This is a genomic window from Pedobacter glucosidilyticus, from assembly GCF_002483235.1.
GTDB lineage: Bacteria > Bacteroidota > Bacteroidia > Sphingobacteriales > Sphingobacteriaceae > Pseudopedobacter > Pseudopedobacter glucosidilyticum_B.
The window spans coordinates 116,360-131,871 of the sequence record NZ_DLHN01000022.1 but is presented as its reverse complement, the minus strand read 5'-3'; the positions used below and the strand labels follow the sequence as shown (position 1 = coordinate 131,871).

Annotated in this window: 17 protein-coding genes; 8 read left to right on the top strand and 9 right to left on the bottom strand. The window is 31.7% G+C overall.

Annotation, left to right across the window (positions count from 1 at the left end):
* Positions 1 to 25: 25 nt before the first annotated feature.
* Both B2745_RS08595 and B2745_RS08590 read right to left on the bottom strand, forming a co-directional pair.
* Positions 26 to 256 (bottom strand): DUF6358 family protein, encoded by a 231-nt coding sequence (locus tag B2745_RS08595; RefSeq protein ID WP_304065380.1) that lies wholly within the window; start codon positions 254 to 256, stop codon positions 26 to 28.
* Between the two features lie 2 nt (positions 257 to 258).
* Positions 259 to 573 carry a rhodanese-like domain-containing protein gene (locus B2745_RS08590; protein ID WP_304065378.1) on the bottom strand — a complete coding sequence of 105 codons (315 nt, stop codon included), beginning with the start codon at positions 571 to 573 and terminating at the stop codon, positions 259 to 261.
* Between the two features lie 191 nt (positions 574 to 764).
* On the opposite strand from B2745_RS08590, the gene B2745_RS08585 reads away from it, so the two are divergent.
* Complete coding sequence (locus tag B2745_RS08585; RefSeq protein WP_304065377.1) at positions 765 to 1,877, top strand: DUF4407 domain-containing protein; 1,113 nt, start codon at positions 765 to 767, stop codon at positions 1,875 to 1,877.
* Positions 1,878 to 1,914: 37 nt separating this feature from the next.
* Here the strand turns inward: B2745_RS08585 and aspS are convergent, their stop codons facing one another.
* The gene (gene aspS / locus B2745_RS08580; RefSeq protein ID WP_304065376.1) at positions 1,915 to 3,663 is read right to left on the bottom strand and encodes an aspartate--tRNA ligase; all 1,749 of its coding nucleotides are present in this window, start codon (positions 3,661 to 3,663) and stop codon (positions 1,915 to 1,917) included.
* A gap of 152 nt (positions 3,664 to 3,815) precedes the next feature.
* On the opposite strand from aspS, the gene B2745_RS08575 reads away from it, so the two are divergent.
* Together B2745_RS08575 and B2745_RS08570 are read left to right on the top strand one after the other, a co-directional pair.
* Positions 3,816 to 4,046: a DUF433 domain-containing protein gene (locus tag B2745_RS08575; protein ID WP_026904239.1), complete on the top strand. Its 231-nt coding sequence runs from the start codon at positions 3,816 to 3,818 to the stop codon at positions 4,044 to 4,046.
* Positions 4,047 to 4,060: 14 nt separating this feature from the next.
* Positions 4,061 to 4,405 (top strand): DUF5615 family PIN-like protein, encoded by a 345-nt coding sequence (locus B2745_RS08570; protein ID WP_304065375.1) that lies wholly within the window; start codon positions 4,061 to 4,063, stop codon positions 4,403 to 4,405.
* On the opposite strand, the gene hpt is transcribed toward B2745_RS08570, so the two are convergent.
* The gene (gene hpt, locus B2745_RS08565) at positions 4,400 to 4,945 is read right to left on the bottom strand and encodes a hypoxanthine phosphoribosyltransferase (protein WP_304065373.1); all 546 of its coding nucleotides are present in this window, start codon (positions 4,943 to 4,945) and stop codon (positions 4,400 to 4,402) included. The two genes, B2745_RS08570 and hpt, sit on opposite strands and share 6 nt — an antisense overlap.
* A gap of 119 nt (positions 4,946 to 5,064) precedes the next feature.
* Here hpt and B2745_RS08560 point away from each other — a divergent pair, with 119 nt between their 5' ends.
* The 3 genes from B2745_RS08560 to B2745_RS08550 all read left to right on the top strand — a co-directional run bounded on the left by B2745_RS08560 (position 5,065) and on the right by B2745_RS08550 (position 7,082).
* Positions 5,065 to 5,523, top strand: coding sequence for a MaoC family dehydratase (locus B2745_RS08560; protein ID WP_304065371.1), 459 nt, complete (start codon positions 5,065 to 5,067; stop codon positions 5,521 to 5,523).
* Between the two features lie 48 nt (positions 5,524 to 5,571).
* Entirely contained in the window at positions 5,572 to 5,760 is a 189-nt protein-coding gene (locus tag B2745_RS08555; protein ID WP_304065370.1) for a hypothetical protein, read from the top strand.
* A gap of 86 nt (positions 5,761 to 5,846) precedes the next feature.
* Positions 5,847 to 7,082, top strand: a complete 1,236-nt coding sequence (locus tag B2745_RS08550; RefSeq protein WP_304065368.1) for a M16 family metallopeptidase — start codon at positions 5,847 to 5,849, stop codon at positions 7,080 to 7,082.
* Here the strand turns inward: B2745_RS08550 and B2745_RS08545 are convergent.
* The 4 genes from B2745_RS08545 to nadA all read right to left on the bottom strand — a co-directional run bounded on the left by B2745_RS08545 (position 7,079) and on the right by nadA (position 11,242).
* A complete protein-coding gene (locus tag B2745_RS08545; RefSeq protein ID WP_304065365.1) occupies positions 7,079 to 7,603 on the bottom strand; it encodes a GNAT family N-acetyltransferase in 525 nt (174 codons plus the stop codon). The two genes, B2745_RS08550 and B2745_RS08545, sit on opposite strands and share 4 nt — an antisense overlap.
* Complete coding sequence (thiL, locus tag B2745_RS08540) at positions 7,603 to 8,652, bottom strand: thiamine-phosphate kinase (protein WP_304065363.1); 1,050 nt, start codon at positions 8,650 to 8,652, stop codon at positions 7,603 to 7,605. Before thiL ends, B2745_RS08545 begins: the two co-directional genes overlap by 1 nt.
* A 50-nt stretch (positions 8,653 to 8,702) precedes the next feature.
* A complete protein-coding gene (locus B2745_RS08535; protein ID WP_304065360.1) occupies positions 8,703 to 10,181 on the bottom strand; it encodes a S41 family peptidase in 1,479 nt (492 codons plus the stop codon).
* Positions 10,182 to 10,249: 68 nt separating this feature from the next.
* On the bottom strand, positions 10,250 to 11,242 hold the full coding sequence (gene nadA, locus B2745_RS08530; RefSeq protein ID WP_304065357.1) for a quinolinate synthase NadA: 993 nt from the start codon (positions 11,240 to 11,242) through the stop codon (positions 10,250 to 10,252).
* Between the two features lie 452 nt (positions 11,243 to 11,694).
* On the opposite strand from nadA, the gene nadB reads away from it, so the two are divergent.
* Entirely contained in the window at positions 11,695 to 13,284 is a 1,590-nt protein-coding gene (nadB, locus tag B2745_RS08525) for an L-aspartate oxidase (RefSeq protein ID WP_304065355.1), read from the top strand.
* Positions 13,284 to 13,805 carry a gamma carbonic anhydrase family protein gene (locus tag B2745_RS08520; protein WP_304065352.1) on the top strand — a complete coding sequence of 174 codons (522 nt, stop codon included), beginning with the start codon at positions 13,284 to 13,286 and terminating at the stop codon, positions 13,803 to 13,805. The genes nadB and B2745_RS08520 overlap by 1 nt, the downstream gene beginning before the upstream one ends.
* Here B2745_RS08520 and B2745_RS08515 read toward each other — a convergent pair.
* Positions 13,789 to 15,417: an Ig-like domain-containing protein gene (locus tag B2745_RS08515; protein WP_304065350.1), complete on the bottom strand. Its 1,629-nt coding sequence runs from the start codon at positions 15,415 to 15,417 to the stop codon at positions 13,789 to 13,791. The genes B2745_RS08520 and B2745_RS08515 overlap by 17 nt on opposite strands.
* Positions 15,418 to 15,512 lie beyond the last annotated feature (95 nt).

Genomic DNA, 15,512 nt, shown 5'->3' with positions numbered 1-15,512 from the left:
AAAGATTTGTTATGAAAAAAGCGCCTTAAGAGCGCTTTTTAGGGTTTTTATTTTTAAGCTTTTCTTCTGCCTTTAGTTTCATTTCTTCTCGTACCTGTTTCATCAACTTAATTTTATAATATAAGCTTAGGCCAAATGCCGCTATTAAAAGTAAGGGCAAGAAATAATTACCAGCCTTAAAAGCCATTACAGCTCCAATGGCAGAGCAAATAATGATTAAGTTTAAAATAACGTTGAATAATACCTTTTTAAACATGATTAATATACTTTCATGCCAGGTTCAATTTCTGCAGCCCAAGCTAAAATACCGCCTTTTAAATTGTAAAGATTGGTATAACCTAAGTTTTGCAATTGGTTTAAAGCAGCAGCACTTCTGGCACCACTACGGCATTGCATAATTACAGGAATATCTTTTGATATTTTATCGGCCTCTAACACAACGCTGGCTAGCGGAATATTTTCTCCCTCGATATTAGACATTTCATATTCAAAAGGCTCGCGAACATCAATCAATTGAAATTCTTTACCTTCATCTCTCCATTTTTTTAGCTCTGCTACGGTTATTTCGTTCATAATAAAATACTTTATGCTTATCAAAAATAGTAAAAATAGCAGGTTTTAAAACTTAATAATAAAAGTTTACCCTTTATAAACTTTTATGTTGTAACATGCTTATACCTAAACATGTCTTATATGCGTTATAGCTTGTTTATTTTGAGCATAAATTTTGCTATAAGAGAAAACGATTTATTGATAATTATAAGATGAAAAAAATAACCGATTTCTTTTGGTTTTGCTCTGGCGCACACATAGAAACACTTAAAAAATATCCTACAGAACATAATAAATACGTTGGCATAGGAGCTACTATTTTCTTTACTGCTTTATTTGCTTGTTTATCTGGTGGTTACGCTATGTATTTTGTGTTTTCTGGAAGTAGTGCCGCCGTTTTATTTGCGATGCTGTTTGGTATTATTTGGGGCTTAGCTATTTTTAATATGGACCGCTATATAGTAGCCAGTATCAAAAAAACCGGAGATGCTAACCAACAAATCTTGCAGGCTTTACCCAGGATATTATTAGCTATCATGATTGGTATTGTGATATCTAGACCTTTGGAGCTAAAAATTTTTGATAAAGAAATTAGACAAAAACTTAAAACCAGTTATTTAAATGGGCAACGCTCTAAAATTGATACTTTAAACAGAGCCTTCTCTGATAAATATAGTATTGAGCTTGCGAAGTTTGAAGAGCTAAAATCAGAGAAAGATTCTTTAGAGAAAGATATCAATCGTTCTAGATATATTTTGAATCAAGAGGTTTTTGGCGATAAAACCAATCAAACCAGTGGTGTAACAGGCTTTGGTACTTATGCCAAGCAAAAGCAGGCTATTATAGATCAAAAAGAAGCTCGTTTGATACAAGTAAGAAATGATATACAACGTATAGATGATATCATTAACCGGCGTAAAGAAATGGAGGGCTTAAATAGTACGCTACTTTTTAACGAGAAACAACTGGATAGCTTGGCTAATGTTGCTGGCTTTGCGGATAGAAATTATGCTCTTGGACAGCTTTCTTTTAACCCCGATGGTAGCAGAGATGTAGATACTTATTTGGCCATATCTTTTATCTCTTTTTTATTCATCTTACTAGAATGTTTACCTGTTTTTGTGAAATTAATGTCTGATAAAGGTCCTTACGATGTTGCCCTACAAAATATAGAAAGCGTAGCCATACACAACAGCGAAAAGGAAAAAGACCACGAAATTATGGTAACCGATAATACTTTGGATACTTTAAACAATGCCGAAATAGGCAAAAAGAAAATTTTGATAGAACGGAGAGTGAAGAAGGATTTAGAAGATAATAGCTAAAAGAAAAAGGAGAACTGTTTAGTTCTCCTTTTTTATGTTATACCGTTGTTTTGATGTGCAACTCTACCTTTTGTTTATCATCTATGGTAGAAGGGGAGTCTATCATAACATCTCTTCCAGAATTATTTTTAGGGAATGCAATAACATCACGAATGGTATCTAAGCCTGCAAATATAGACACCAACCTATCAAAACCGAAAGCAATACCACCATGCGGAGGTGCGCCATATTCAAAAGCTTCCATCAAGAAACCAAATTGTTTTTGAGCTTCTTCTGAGCTAAATCCTAAATGCTTAAACATTAAAGATTGTAACGCTCTATCATGTATACGGATAGAACCACCACCAATTTCGGTACCGTTGATAACTAAATCGTAAGCATTGGCTCTAACAGCGGCTGGGTCTGTATCTAGTTTAGATATATCATCTGGTTTAGGCGATGTAAAAGGATGGTGCATAGCGTGGTAACGCTCTGTTTCTTCGTCCCACTCTAATAAAGGAAAATCTAATACCCAAAGTGGTGCAAATTTATTTTTATCTCTTAAACCTAAGCGGTTACCCATCTCTAAACGTAATTCGTTTAACTGTTTACGTACTTTATCAGGGTTTTCTCCTGCCAGAATTAATACTAAATCGCCAGGCTCTGTAGCAAATGCTGCTGCCCATTTTTTTAATTCTTCTTCGTTAAAGAATTTATCTACAGATGATTTTAAGGTACCATCCTCGTTATGGCGCATGTAAATTAAGCCTGTTGCTCCAATTTGAGGGCGTTTAACAAAGTCTGTTAATTCATCTATTTGTTTACGCGTATAAGAAGCGCAACCTTTTGCATTGATACCTACAACTAAACCTGCATTGTCAAAAACAGGGAAACTCTTTCCTTTTACAAAATCTGTAGCTTCAACAAATTGCATCCCAAAGCGGGTATCTGGTTTATCAGAACCGTATAAACGCATAGCATCATCATAAGACATTCTTGGGAAATCTTGAATATCTAGATTTTTTACGTTTTTAAACATGTGGCGTACCAAACCTTCAAACAGGTTTAGGATATCTTCTTGCTCGATAAAAGCCATTTCACAGTCTATTTGAGTAAACTCTGGCTGTCTATCTGCTCTTAAATCCTCGTCTCTAAAACATTTTACAATTTGGAAATACCTATCAAAACCAGAAACCATTAACAATTGCTTAAAGGTTTGTGGAGATTGTGGTAAAGCATAAAACTCACCCGGATTCATACGACTTGGTACCACAAAATCTCTGGCGCCTTCTGGAGTAGATTTAATTAAAACAGGTGTTTCTACTTCTAAAAAGTTTTGGGCATCTAAATATCTTCTAATTTCTTGAGCCATTTTATGGCGCAACACTAGGTTATTACGTACTGGATTTCTTCTTAAATCCAGGTAACGATATTTCATTCTTAACTCATCTCCACCGTCTGTCTCATCCTCAATCATAAAAGGAGGGAGCTTTGCAGCGTTTAAAATTTCTAATTCAGAAACTTTAATTTCAATATCTCCGGTAGCTATTTTAGGGTTTTTATTAGTTCTCTCTATAACAGTACCGCTAACTTTTATCACAAATTCTCTCCCCAACTCGCGGGCTTTAGCTCTCATTTCAGCATTATCATCAGCATTAAAAACCAATTGGGTAATACCGTATCTGTCTCTAACATCAATAAAAGTCATGCCTCCTAAGTCTCTGGATTTTTGCACCCAACCACTTAACACAACTTGAGTTCCCAAATTGGCAATTGTTAATTCGCCACACGTATGAGTTCTATGCATTTTCTTTGATTTATTTTAATGTAGGACACGAAGATAAAAAATCTTATTAAAGTGTTTACTTTATTACAGCCTCTAAAGTGAAAATATAAGAGTTTAAGAAGGTTTTTGAGCAATTTTATATTTCGTATATTTACTTATGAAATTCTAAACAAATGAAAAATTTAACAAGAATAGTTTTAGATCCTAACGTTATGGGCGGAAAGCCCTGTATTAAAGGTTTAAGGGTTACTGTAGGTACACTCATCGGTCTTTTAGCATCTGGACTTTCTTTTAAAGATGTTTTAGAGATGTATCCTTACTTGGTTGAAGAAGATTTAAAAGAAGCTCTTGCTTATGCGGCATGGCGTTCTGAAGAATTTGAAGCTCCTCTTGCTACTGCATGAAAATCTTAATAGATATGAATTTATCCCCTCAATGGGTTCATGAATTCAATTTAAAAAATATACACGCTGTACACTGGTCTAATGTCGGAAAATTTGATGCTCAAGATGTAGAATTAATAAATTGGGCTAAGGCTCATGATTATATAATCTTTACACATGATTTAGATTTTGGTACAGCATTAGCCTTAAATAAAGCTGAAAAACCAAGCGTTATACAGGTTAGGACTCAAAATGTAACTGTTAAACATTTAAGTGAAAAAGTTATTTCTACTATAAAAGAGTATAATAATTGGTTAGAGAAAGGCGCAATGATTATTATAGACGATTATAAAATGAGAATTAGAGTTCTTCCATTATAACTCACCACATAACCTATAAATATCTTTCGTGTTTCTTCCTAGACCTTTATAATCTAAACCATAACCTACAACAAAGTCATTAGCTATTTCAAAGCCAACGTATTCAATTTCATTTATTTTAACTTGTAAAGCATCTGGCTTTAACAGTAAACTGGCAACTTTAATACTTGCAGGATTTTTGGTTTTAAACTTTTCTATCAGATAATTTAAGGTTCTTCCGGTATCAATTATATCCTCTACAATAATAATATCTCTATTCTCTATATCGATACTTAAAGGATACTCTTCTATCATGTTGCCAGAAGATTGTGTTTCGCCATGGTAAGAAGAAACCTTTATAAAAGCCATTTCACAACTGATATTGATTTCCTTCATCAAATCAGCCATAAACAAAAAACTACCATTTAAAACTCCAATAAAAACAGGCACTTTATCTTCATAATCAACATTGATTTGTATACCTATTAAACGCACACGTTTTTCTATCATGTTAGCATCTATAAAAGGCTCGAAGGTTTTATCGTCTATGGTTAAATTCATGATGTGGCTTATTTCAACAAATTTAATTTTAAAAAAGCATTTATTATTGTTTTATAATTCATTTATTAGATTTTATATAATCTGTATATTCAAATTTTATTTATCTAAAATATAATACCATGTTAGTAATTAAGAGCCACGACGAGTTTGCGTCTCATTTAGGAAAAGAACTAGGTTTTTCTAATTATCATACCATCACCCAAGAGCAAATAAACTTATTCTCTGATGCTACTTTAGATCATCAATGGATACATACTGATACAGAAAGAGCAAAAACAGAAAGTCCGTTTAAGGCCACCATTGCCCATGGTTACCTTACTTTATCTTTGATTCCATATTTATGGAAACAAATTGTTGATATCCAAAACCTGAAAATGGAGATTAATTACGGCATAGAAAAATTACGCTTTGCACAAGCTGTTACCGTAAATAGCGAAGTAAGGTTGGTGGTTAAATTGGTTGATATTGCTAATTTACGTGGTGTTACAAAAGCAACTATTGGATTAGAACTTGAGGTTAAAGACCAAAAAAAACCAGCTTATAGTGGTGAGGCTGTTTTCTTATATCATTTTATATAATTGGCATTAAATTAGCCTAGCTTTCATATCTATTAAATTAATGAAGATATGAAAAGCAAATTTTTAAAACTGGTAATGGGCTTTGCATTAATTGGAGCCATAGTTACAGGATGTAGCTCTACCAAAGACTCGACAAACACAACAGATTCTACGGGTACTACTAATCCGTCTGGAACAGATACTACCATAACTGCCCCAAGTGGTGGTGGTACTACTAATCCTACAGACTCTATGTAAGTATTTAAACAGCATTTGAAAATTCAAATGCTGTTTCATTTTAAAAATCAATTGCTCTATTTATTAATTATCTTTGTGGCTCTTTTATGGATCACGAAGTTTACAGATTAAGAAATGGCATTAGAATATTATTTAAACCAACGGTTTCGCCTATTGGGCATTGTTGTTTAATTATTAATGCTGGCGCAAGAGATGAAGAGGAGGGTAAACCAGGTTTAGCTCATTTTATTGAGCATTTACTCTTTAAAGGAACCAAAAAACGTAATACCAATCAGATTTTAAATCGTTTAGAAGTAGTAGGAGCAGATTTAAACGCCTATACAACTAAAGAATATACTTGCTTACATGCATCTTTTTTAAAAGAACATTTAGAGCGCTCTATAGACTTATTACAAGATATTGCCTTTTTCTCTACGTTTCCAGAAAAAGAAATGGAAAAAGAAAAAGGCGTTATTATCGATGAAATATTAAGCTATGAAGATCAGCCCGAAGAGGCTATAAATGATGATTTTGAAAGCTTATTATTTAAAGGAAATACTTTAGGGGAAAACATTTTAGGAACAAAAGATTCTGTTTGTGCCTTCAAAAAAACAGATATTTTAAATTTTATAGCTAGAACTTATAATACGCATGAAATAGTTTTTGCTGTTAGTGGAAATTATAAAACATCTAAAGTTTGGGCTCTATGCGATAAATATTTTGGTATCATCCAAGAAAATACAAAAGAAAAACAGCGTTTAAAACCAATTCCTAACTCTAAACAAGAGCTTATTATAGCCAAACCTATTAACCAAACACATTGTATTTTAGGTAGCCATGCTTATTCTTTTCATGATGATAAAAAACATGGTTTATTACTGTTAAATAATCTTATTGGTGGTAACGGCATGAGTTCTCGGTTAAATTTGGAAATAAGAGAAAAGTATGGTATTGCTTATACCATAGAATCTAATTATACAGCTTTTAGTGACTCTGGAATCTTTTCTATTTACTTTGGTACCGATGAGGAAAAAGCAAATAAAGCTTTAAAACTGGTGCATAAAGAACTAAAGAAACTACGAGAACAAAAATTAGGTACGCTGCAATTACAACAAGCTAAACAAAAATTTATTGGTCAGATTGCGTTAGGAGAAGAAAACCGTATGGGAGTTTTAATATCTATGGCAAAAAGTTTAATAGATTTTAATAGGGTAGATTCTTTAGAAGAGGTATTTGATAAATTAAATGCTGTTAGTGCATCAGAAATTTTAGAAATAGCCAATGAAGTTTTTAAACCTGATTTATTAAACCTCTTAATGTTTAAACCAGAAGAGGAAAATTAGTACAAGAAGTTTTTATTCTCCCAAGCAAAAACATAACTATCCTCAAAAGAACCATTTATATTTCTTGTTTTTTGATACAAGATACCCTCATGTTTAAAACCCAGTTTTTGATAAACTCTTAAGGCTTTTTTGTTAGATGCTCTTGATTCTAACTCTACCCTTTTAACATCTGGCCGATGCTTTTCTATCTCACCCAAAAATTTTTGAAAAAGTTCAGTCCCTAATCCCTGTTGTTGATAATCTGGATGTACCAAAATGGTTAAATGAGTTAAGACATGATCAAAAATTCCTATGCCATATTTATGAGCATGAATAGCAGCAATAACTTTTTCTGTTGTTCTTTCTTCTCCTAAAAATAATAAACCTTCTTTTTTAATGATATTGTTAAAAACATCATCTATAAAGGTTACATCAATTTCTTCTGGTGCTCTGGCAATGCCATTTTGGTTTTTAGAAACATCCAGATATAAATTAAAAAGTGCTTCTTTGTCTGCTAAAGAACCTTTTCTAATAAACATCATTAGCTTTCTGTAGATTTAAAAGCGTTCCAACCTTGTGCTTTTAATTCGTGAGCATTTCCAGACCTCGTGATTAAGTAATTACCAGCGTTTTCTTCTGTAATATAACCTATCACAGAAATATCAACATCGTGTTTTAAGCGGTCGTAGTCTGCTTGTTTAATGGTAAATAATAGCTCGTAATCTTCACCACCATTTAATGCACACACGGTTGGGTCTAAGCCAAAATCTCGAGCCATTTCTACAGTTTGTGGGTCTATAGGAAATTTTTCTTCATACAACTTACAACCTTTTTTAGATTGCTTGGTAATGTGTAATACTTCTGAAGCTAAACCGTCTGATATATCTATCATAGAAGTTGGTTTAATTTCCATTTTCTTCAATAAATCAACAATATCTAGTCTTGCTTCTGGTTTTAATTGACGTTCAATAATGTAATCTTTGCCTTCTAAATCAGGCTGTATTTTAGGATTTGCTAAAAATACTTGTTTTTCTCTTTCTAACAATTGTAAACCTACGTAAGCACCACCCAAATCGCCAGAAACGCAAATTAAATCTCCTTCTTGTGCGCCATTACGGTAAACAATATCACTTTCATCGGCATAACCTATACTGGTAACGCTGATAACTAAACCTTGTCTTGAAGAAGTGGTATCGCCACCAATTAAATCAATATTATATTTATCACAAGCCAGTAACATCCCAGCATATAATTCTTCTATGGCTTCTAATGGAAATTTACTAGAAAAACCTAGTGATACAGTTACATGAGAGGCCATCCCATTCATGGCATAAATATCACTTAAATTAACTTGGATAGCCTTATAACCTAAGTGCTTTAAAGGGGTAAATGCTAAATCAAAATGTATGTTTTCTAGTAATAAATCGGTAGATATTAGGGTCTTTTTATCTTTAAAATCTAGAACAGCTGCATCATCACCAGCGCCTTTAATAGTGGTATCAAGGTTTAATTTTATATTTTTTGTTAAATGGTCTATTAAACCAAACTCTCCTAAATTTGCTATTTCTGTCTTCTGCGTATTCTCGAACATGCTTAAATCCTATTTGAAATACAAAAGTGCAAAAAATTACTCATTAAGTTTTACCTGCTCTTTATCAGCTGTAAAGCTTTTTCTAGTTGTTTATCTTTTCCTTCCAACTCATCTAACAAATTAGAATGTACCTCATGATGTGGAAAAACACCTCTTCCTACTATACTTTGTGACGTATTTGGTTTCATAACTTTTAATGGTAAACGCAATTTAACTTTTGTATTTGGTAGGTTAACATAGGGTATTATACCTGCTGTACATTTGTTATAAGCACCACCTGTTTCCTCACCAATAAAAAAACCACGTTTTACACCTTGTAAGTTTGCTGCTAATAAAGAAGTTGCAGAGTATGATAAACCGTTTATCAATACAAATAAATTCTGCTGATAAACATTATTTTTAGGCTCTAAATATTTATGGGTTCTTAAGGGAGTATAATAACCCAAACTATCTTTTTTTATGGTTAAATGTGGAAAAGGGAAATTGTAAAACCAGCTATTTTGGAAATATTTACGCGTAGAAATGTACCTTTCTTTAACCTCAACCCTTTGGTTAAATATCGCTGGCTGATCATATAAATACCTAAATAATTTATTGCAAGCACTTAATCTACCACCAGAATTTCCTCTTAAATCAAGAATTAGATTGTTAATTTTTTGTTCTTTAAGCTTTTTAAATGACTGACGATAAAACTTACTGAAATTAGCTTGCTCAAAACTAAAGCTGCCGACTTTTAAGATAGCTACTTTTGTTAGTGTATCAATTTTTAAATCTAATATGGGTTTACCATCAGCATCTTTACCTAAATAAACTAGTTTTTTATCTATCTTTTTTGATGATGATTTTATCTTTTTAAAGCCTAAATTGACATCTTTTATTAATGTATCTTGTTTAATTTTTAAAAGAATAGAATCGCTTTTTTTAAAGTTTAACTGATAGTAATAACCAAAATTATTTTCAATGATATAGGGTTGTAAAGTTTTATTATAACCGTCAGAACTAAATAATTGATTGGCTTTTTTAATAATTGTATTTACCGGATAAGCATCAATACTTAGAATTTGCATCTTAGGTTTTAACGGATGACTTGAAGAATCCCTTACAGATTTAATAAACACTTTATCTTCGTCTAAAGCTATTTTAAACTGATTAAAGGGATGAACTCCTTTTGCTTTTAAAGCCTGCTTTTCTGCTAAAGTATATTTTTTATTAGGATAAACTAAACGTGTATGTCCGCATTTAATTTCTGTTATTAAAGGAGCAACGTATCTATAAAACGCTAAAGAAGTTAATGGTTTATTCAAGAGGTTTTCTACACTATCAAACTTTTGTGCTAAAACAATACTATCTATATACCAATAAATACCAGGATGAGCTTCTAATAAAGAAGTTTTTAAAATTTGATAATCTTTTTTTAATGCTTCAACAGGATGTTCAACAATTAAAGCTTGATTATACTTTTTCTTTGATGTACAAGAAACCATTAAGACTATAACAGATAGCATCAATAATTTCAAGATTTTCATCATTATTTTTAAAATAGAGAGCGAAAAAAAGAGCCAGTAGTTAATAATACATACTGACTCTTCATAAATTTTTAAAGGCCTAATTTGGCTGATATTTCTAACATCCTTTCAATAGGTTGTCTTGCTCTTTCTATAATTTCACGTGGAACATCTACTTCAGGTAGTTCATTTTTTAAACATAAATACAACTTTTCTAAAGTATTACGCTTCATGTGCGGACAATCATTACAAGCACAAGTATTATTTGGAGGTGCCGGAATAAAAGTTTTATCAGAATTTGCTTTAGCCATTTGATGGATAATTCCTGATTCTGTAGCTACAATAAACTCCTTACCATCACTCTTTACAGTATAATTTAATAAACCTGTTGTAGAGCCTATATAATCAGCCATAGCTAATATATGGTCTTCACACTCTGGATGTGCAATAAATTTAGCTTGCGGATGACGCTCTTTTAACTTGGTAATTTTCTCTTGTGCAAAAATCTCATGAACCATACAAGCACCGTTCCATAAAACCATATCTCTGCCTGTTTTCTTCATCACATAAGCACCTAGGTTTTTATCAGGTCCAAAAATGATTTTTTGGTCTTTAGGTAAGCTTTCTACGATTTGTACTGCATTGCTAGATGTACAAACAATATCACTTAAAGCTTTTAATTCTGCTGTACAGTTTACATAAGTAATAACCAAATGATCTGGATATTTCTCTTTAAACTTTTTAAATAAATGCGGTGGACAGCTATCAGATAAAGAACAACCAGCTTTACTATCTGGTAATAATACCTTTTTATTTGGCGATAATATTTTGGCTGTTTCTGCCATAAAATGTACACCAGCAAATACGATTATAGCAGCATCTGTTTTAGCAGCTTCTTGTGATAAGCCTAAACTATCACCAATATAATCAGCAATATCCTGTATATCAGCTTCTTGGTAATAATGAGCCAGAATTACTGCATTTTTCTCTTTTTTTAATCGCTCTATTTCTGCGAATAAATCTAAGGTTGGGTCAATATATTCATCAACAAAACCTTTTATGTTAATTTCTTCTAGTACGTTCATTTTTTTTCCTTATCCAAAGGTATAAATTTCAAAATAATGGTTTCTCCACTTTCTAATAATAACTAATTATTTATAAATAAAATTCTTATTGTTTATTAAGGTGTTAGTTTGGTGTATATCTTTAAAGAGATTTATATTGATTTTTAATTTACTTTAATAGTACTAACAATTTATTAACATTTGTAGGTGTTTATCTTATTGATTATCAGTTGTATTATAAATATCAATAAAAAGTTTATAAAATTATTCTGTTTATTATTAAGTAAATTTAAAACGTTAATAAGTGTTGATTTGTTAGCAGTAAATAAATGGTAATTTAATATTGACTTTCAGTTTTAGTTACTTTGTTAACATTTTGAAATACTTTTAATTTATTACATACATTAAACTAACATCTTTTTTACTTTTATACACATAAAACTAAGGCTTGTTTAAAACATAGCCATTTTAATATGAGAAATGTTGATTTCCTGGTTATAGGATCTGGTATTGCTGGTTTAAGTTTTGCCCTTAAGGCTGCAAAACATGGTAAAGTTCTGATAGTTACAAAGTCTAATGAAGATGAATCTAACACGAAGTATGCACAAGGTGGTGTTGCTGTAGTTGTGGATAAAAAGGAAGATTCTTTTGAAAAGCATATTAATGATACTTTGATTGCTGGTGATGGCTTATGTGATAAAAATATTGTAGAGATTGTTGTTACTGAGGGTCCAGATAGAATTTCAGAAATTATTGAATATGGAGCCAAGTTTGATAAGAATAAAACAGGTTTTTATGATTTAGCTAAAGAAGGAGGTCATTCTGAGCATCGTGTATTGCACTATAAAGATATTACTGGTTTTGAGATTGAACGTTCTTTGCTAGAAGAAATTCACCAAAATCCTAACATAGAAATACTTACGCATTATTTTGCAGTTGATTTAATTACTCAACATCATACAGGAGAGTTTGTTAACAGACATTCTGATAATATTGAGTGCTATGGCATTTATGCTTTAAATACTGCTGATAATACTATAGAGAAAATAACATCCAAAATTACAGTTTTAGCTGCTGGTGGTGCTGGTCATATTTATAGTTCTACAACTAACCCAACTATTGCCACTGGTGATGGTATAGCTATGGCTTATAGAGCTAAAGCAAAAGTTAGAAATATGGAATTTATTCAATTTCATCCAACTGCTTTATATAATCCTGGTGAGTACCCATCTTTTTTAATTTCTGAAGCTGTAAGAGGTTTTGGTGGTGTTTTAAAAAGAAGAAACGGCGAAGAATTTATGTATGAATACGATGAGCGTGGTTCTTTAGCTCCTCGTGATATTGTTGCTAGAGCTATTGATGCGGAGATGAAAAAGTCTGGTGATGACTTTGTTTATCTGGATATCAGACATCGTAAAAAGGAAGATTTACTCTCTCATTTTCCAAATATCTACGCTAAGTGTTTATCTATTGGTATTGATATGACCAAAGATATGATACCGGTTACGCCAGCTTGCCATTATATGTGTGGTGGTGTTTTGGTTGATGAGTTTGGAAGGTCATCTATAAAAGGTTTATATGCTTGTGGCGAGGTTACTTCTACTGGTTTGCATGGTGCTAATCGATTGGCTTCTAATTCTTTACTAGAAGCATTGGTATATGCTCATAGAATTTATTTAGATGCTAAAGACAAGTTAAACGAGTTTATCATTCCTTCAAATATTCCAGATTGGAATGATCAAAACACACAGCTTTCTAATGAGGATATCTTGGTGACACATAATATCCGTGAGATGCAAAAAATGATGAGTGACTATGTAGGTATTGTTCGTTCGGATTTTAGGTTAGAAAGGGCCATGAGAAGGTTACGTCTTTTATATGAAGAAACCGAAGAATTCTATAAAAAAACAAAGTTATCTGTAAAGTTGTGCGAATTAAGAAATCTTATTCAAGTGGCTTATATTGTTATAAAATCTGCAACAGAACGTAAAGAAAGTAGAGGTTTGCATTATACAACAGATTATCCTCAGCATGCTAAAGAATTAAAAGATACGATATTATAATGGAACCATTAATATTACCAGTTTTAGGAAAATCACCCAAGTGGGGTACCAATTGTTTTATTGCACCAAATGCTACCATAGTTGGTGATGTTAACATGGGTAATAATTGTTCTGTTTGGTTTAATGCGGTTATAAGAGGTGATGTTAGTAGTATTTCTATAGGAAATGATACTAACATACAAGACGGTGCTGTTATACATGCAACTTATTTAAAAGCGTCAACTACCATAGGTAATCAAGTTTCTATAGGGCATAATGCTTTGGTACATGGATGTACACTAAAAGATAAAGTTTTAGTAGGTATGGGTGCGATTGTAATGGACCATGCTGTAGTAGAAGAATATGTTATTATTGCTGCAGGTGCTGTTGTTTTGGAGAATACAGTTTGCGAATCAGGTTATTTATATGCAGGAATGCCAGCAAAGAAAATAAAGCCTTTAACAAATGAGCAAAAGGCTTTATTAGATAAGTTACCAAACAATTATATTTTATATTCTAGTTGGTTTAAGGAAACTCTTTAGGTATAGTAATTTTTTCTTCCCTATCCCAGTTGGGTCTGATGATGAGTTCTTTATCATAAAGCCAAACCTTTTCTGGTTGTGTATTATTTTTAACACTCCCAGTATCATAGATTTCGTTTTTATTGGCGTCTTCAATAACCTTGATAAAGTATTTACCATTACTAATGGTATTATAATTTAGTAAGGTATTTACATTAATGGGAGATTCTTTTAAGATTTGTTTTTTTTCATTTAATAGCTGTATGATATAACTTTTACTGCTATCAGCTCTATCTATGTTTAAAGTTAAGTTTCCATAGTTCTCTATTTCATCTAACTCAATTTCAAGGTTTATTTCTTTATTCTTGCTACCATAAATATCTGTAATAGCATTCTCTTTAAACGTTAAACTATAACGCTTTTTAATACGCCAAGGGTAATTTACTTTAACAACTCTATTGTTAGCATCAATAATTTCAAAATTAAAATTTGTTTGTGCTACAGAGTCTACCATGAGTTGTACTAAAGATTTATTGATACTAGCCAAAGGGAGGTTAGAAGTTAATTCTAAAGATGTACCAGGTTTTATCTTACCTGATAATAGGTTGTTTTCAAACTTTATATTTCGGGTATAATTCTCTTTTTTATTCCGAGTTAGTTTGATGGTATCTAGGATTTTATTTTCTTCGTTAACTACTATTTTAAGCGAGTCAAAAGTTAGTTCTCTTAACCATATTAAAGTGGTATCGGCGTTTTTTGAGTATGATATAATAGGATTTTTAATGGTATTATCTAGAAATTTAAGTGATGGATTTTTGATTCCTTTATTGTAAATAAGCGTTATTCTACCATCACTTTCTATCTTTTTGTCGAGTACTCTAAATTTTTCAGGTATTTCTTTAAACAGTTTTAAAATGATATTTCCAGTGTCTTTATTAAGTTTTATGGGTTCGCCTACAAAGGCTATTTCCTCTTTGGGCGAGTTATATATCCTATCTCCTGATTCTTCTTTTAAAGCATAGAGTTTGTAAGTAGCCTCTTTTAAATTTTTGATAGCAAATACACCAGAGGAATCAGTAGTTGTAAAAATTGCTGGTCTTTTTTTGCCAAATAAAGTATCCCGTTCAATAGGAAAGATAAAAACGGTTGCCCCTTTAAATGGAAGGTTATCATCAGAACTTAAAACTTTACCAGATATTTGTAAGGAATCTATTTGTGAACCTGTAGAAAAAACATAACTGTAATTTACCAACTTGTTACTTTCATTAACATCAGTTATGGCATTTCCGAAATTTATAGTATAAGTGGTATTGGCTTCCAAAGTATCTTTTAACTCGATCTCTAAACTTTTCTGTTTGATTTTATATACTGGCGGAATTTCTTGAGCTGGTGAAATAGCTATCTCTGTATATTCATTATTCAGTTTAAAATATTCGTCAAATTCTATAAGTATTCTTTTATTGATAAAATTTGTAGATAGATTTTTAGGTGTCTCCTTTAAAATCTTTGGAGGCTGTTCATCTTTTGGTCCACCTTGCGGAGGTTGCATACTTGCGCAAGCCTGAATAAATAGAGTTACCCATAAAAGAATAACAAAATGGATATTTTTTACTATCTTTTTATTTGAAAGCATTTTTATGCGATTTAAGACATTTTATCATTTTTATGAAGATTATCATTAAAATTTTAAAAAAGTCGTTTATATCGAATATTTTAAAATCGAAGTTT